The 3,592-nt window shown below is 30.4% G+C and carries 3 protein-coding genes; 2 read left to right on the top strand and 1 reads right to left on the bottom strand.

The window, feature by feature from the left end:
• Positions 1-215 precede the first annotated feature (215 nt).
• Positions 216-977 (top strand): CDP-alcohol phosphatidyltransferase family protein, encoded by a 762-nt coding sequence (locus VKY47_RS10495; protein ID WP_324312633.1) that lies wholly within the window; start codon positions 216-218, stop codon positions 975-977.
• Positions 978-1,003: 26 nt separating this feature from the next.
• On the opposite strand, the gene VKY47_RS10490 is transcribed toward VKY47_RS10495, so the two are convergent.
• A complete protein-coding gene (locus tag VKY47_RS10490) occupies positions 1,004-3,076 on the bottom strand; it encodes a DUF3857 domain-containing transglutaminase family protein (protein WP_324312632.1) in 2,073 nt (690 codons plus the stop codon).
• Positions 3,077-3,232: 156 nt separating this feature from the next.
• Here VKY47_RS10490 and VKY47_RS10485 point away from each other — a divergent pair.
• Positions 3,233-3,592, top strand: a 360-nt coding sequence (locus VKY47_RS10485) for a hypothetical protein (RefSeq protein WP_324312630.1), incomplete at its 3' end; no start/stop codon positions are given.

The following is a 3,592-nucleotide window of genomic DNA, read 5'->3' as shown; positions in this document are numbered from 1 at the left end:
GGGATTATTGATAAACTGATTCAATAGTTTTTTTCGGGAATTCGGTTTTCACCCATTAAAAATGCTGAATTATCTGAAATTTTTAAAAGGCTTTCGCGAGCGAAACAAATGGTTTTCTTCTTTAAGTAGTATCTTTGCATCTTATTAAAATTCAATAGCTATTTTAAATTTTAGGAAACTAAGACATTAAAAATACTGAATATAAAGATCCTTAGATGTCGAAGTTACCAAATGAACATAAATTTATAGACCTTTCAGATTATGGAAGAATTCCTGCCAGAATAATGGCAACAGCTATAAAGGAAACCACTTTAACACCTATTCACGTAACTGTTTCTTTTATTATTTCTGGAATTATAGCTATTATTTGTATTTTAAACCATCAATTTTGGGCAGCAAGTTTTTTCTTGATTTTGAAATCTGTGTTAGATGCCGCTGATGGCGAATTAGCACGAATAAAAGACACGCCTTCCTATACGGGACGTTATTTCGACTCTATATCTGATATTCTATTAAATCTACTCATTTTTACTGCCCTCTGGTTTATTACGGATTCTCATTTTATAAGTGCCATTCTCGCTTTTCTAGGCGTCCAATTGCAAGGTACTTTGTATAATTATTACTATACTATTTTAAGAAATAGGTTTAATGGCGATACGACCAGTCGTGTTTTTGAAATTGAAACACCAATTGCATTAATTGGTGAAAAACAAAAACATGTCGATATTCTTTTTAGACTTTACAAAATCCTCTACGGAGGCTTTGATAAAATTATTTATACGCTTGATAAAAATGCGCCAAATAGTAAAAGCTTCCCAAATTGGTTTATGACTGCCGTTTCAACTTTTGGTCTTGGGTTTCAATTATTATTAATTGGACTGATGTTGGTTTTAGGTTTTAAGGAGTACATTATTCCGTTTTTTATTATTTATTCGGTAATGATTTTTGTGTTTATAGGAATTAGAAAAATCTTTTAAAAACAAACCGTTTTAATACAGGTTTTTTATGCCCGTTTGTATTTTTTAAAGAGCCAAATAACTCCAAGTATCAGGGCAATTACTAGGAGCACAAACACACCCAGTTTAAATAATTTAAAAGCAATTAAGGCAAAACCATTATTTGTGTTTAAGGAATTATAGGTTCTATTGTTTACCGGCTTGTACAATGTAAAACCAAAAGATTTATCCACATTATTGATATCGGTTTGATACTGTTTAAATTCATTAGGTTTTATATAACTATTTTGAATTTTAAGATAGTGTTTTACATCAATCTCATTTTTACTTTTATTGTATTTCACTTCCCAATCATAATAGAAAATATTCGAACTAACCAATTCATTCATATACTCAATATTCCAATGTGTTGGAAGTTTGATTTTAAAATTGTGCTGTCTTGAAACAGGATAGGGCAAGTGTGCCTCATGATTTCTTTTTTCTTTAGTAGGGATGTATAGGATATTTAAAAGACTTGTTGGCGTAAAGGATGCAGTAATAAGTCCTTCTTTAAATTTCATTGGTGCCCAAATACTGTCTATTTTGTATTCTTCAAAAACGGTCAGTTCATTTTTTAATATACTATCAGTAAATTCAGGGTTTTTTAGAGATTTTATATTGTAATAATAAGAAGAATAAAAATTTTCATATTCTTTTACAATATCGCTCATGCCATTATTTTTAAAATAATTTCGCATATTATCTGCTTCTCCTTCCGTAAAGGTTGTAACTATCCTTAAAGTTGCACCTTTGTCCATGTCCTCAATAATATATTCCTCATCGGTAATCACTTTGTTCGAAGAGGATGAAATAATTGTATCCAATCTGGTTGTTTGTGGCTGTAATACTAAACCATATTCGTAATTCGGAAAATGGGTGTTTTTGTACGTTCCTCCTTGATTGCTAAGAGTAGGGTCGTAATAAAACACATTCTCGGCTTTATCTACCACCTTTACTACACAGTGATTGAAAAATATGGGAGATGGAAGCAAATCGTTTATAGTGTGTTTTAAACTCGTATTAACAAGCATTGGATATGCTTCAATATTTAGCTTGTTTAGCATGGTAACCATCAACAAACTTTTGTCTTTACAATCGCCATATCTCTGATTAAAAACCTTGTTCGGATTGTTGGGTTTATAGCTTCCAATTCCAAGCTCGTAACCTAAATAGCGAATGTCGTTTTGTACAAAGTCTAAAACCGATTTTATTTTTTTGCCTTGGGTTTCATTGCTCGCATCTATTTCATTAATTTTTAAAACTAAAGAATTATCAAGTGGTGTTATTATTTTAAAGGTTTGTATTCCCCAATCTACAACTTCAGACCAACTTTCATAATCACTAACAATTAAAGTAGGATGGGTTATTTTCCATTCGGGAATATTATCTTCATAATCAAATTTATCAGGTGTATTTATGGTCCATTCATAAGTTTTTAGACCATTTTTAGTTGTTATTTCTGGCCTTAACTCTGTATTAATTTCTTTAAGATTTAAATGGGTATTTGTTATTAGTGTTATATGAATCTTACCAACCGGAATATTATCATTTAGAAAAAATAGATTGCTGTATTTATTATTGTGAATGGGATTAAATCCAACTATGGTATAGCTAAAATCAATGATGTCGTTTGTTCTTACATCTGAAAGATTCATCATGGCAGATAAGGATCCATCATATAAATAATTTTCAGCATTCAATTCCCTTCTAATTACTTGAAATTGATTGGCGTCTAATTTATTTATTGTTTTTCCATCTCTAATAATTGTAATGTCATGGAAAAATAGTTTTTGATATAAAGGATCATAGCTTACATTAATATCTGAAGCTGATTGAACACCTACATTATCTGTTATTTTTGTTACAAACCTGTAGAAGGACTCTTGTTTAGGTAGGTGAATTTGATAATCTGCCAACAATAACAGATTTCCTTGTGAAATATCTTCAACATTTATTTTTGGATTTTTTTCAAACGTTTCAGTGGTGGTCCATGAAGGTTTTGCGTTGGTAATAACTTTTGTTTGGCAGATTGCACCAATGTGAAATAAAACAAAACAGAGTACGAAGGTTAGTTTTTTCAAAATTTAGGGTTTAGTTATTGTAAAAATAAAATATTATTGGTCACAGACAATTTAACAGACTGTTTTTGCTCAATTATTTTTAAAACATTTTAACTTATTGTTAGGTGTTCTTTAGGAATGCCCTATTATTAAAATCATTATGTTTGCCAACAACAGATGAAAAACCCAAAATCGCATATTAAATTTTTAAGAAACACACTTTTGTTGCTTGTGGTTCTATTCTCTTTAACACCTTGTTCTGTAAAGGAGTCTCATTTTTTGGTTTTAAATGTTGAATACCAACGGCCTTTAAATAAAACAAGAGCATTATTTTCTCAAGAAGATTCATGTGAAAGTTTGGTGTTCCATCAAGTTGAAACGGTTAAAACCCAAGTCGATTTTGATGTTAATTTACTTGTTTTGGCAGCTATTCATCCTCCGCTAATTTTAGCAGATTCGAAAGAAGGAAACTTAGCAAAACAATCCAAAAAATCTTCAAACCTCGGTCGTCCCTTATATATTTTATATAGTCGGTTA

The organism is Xanthomarina sp. (assembly GCF_035306705.1).
GTDB lineage: Bacteria > Bacteroidota > Bacteroidia > Flavobacteriales > Flavobacteriaceae > Xanthomarina.
The sequence above is the reverse complement of the archived record's forward strand: the minus strand, read 5'-3'. Positions and strand labels throughout refer to the sequence as shown.

Excerpts from the sequence above, each read along its gene's own strand:
- VKY47_RS10495 (WP_324312633.1), top strand. The coding sequence starts at position 216 with ATGTCGAAGTTACCAAATGAACATAAATTTATAGACCTTTCAGATTAT.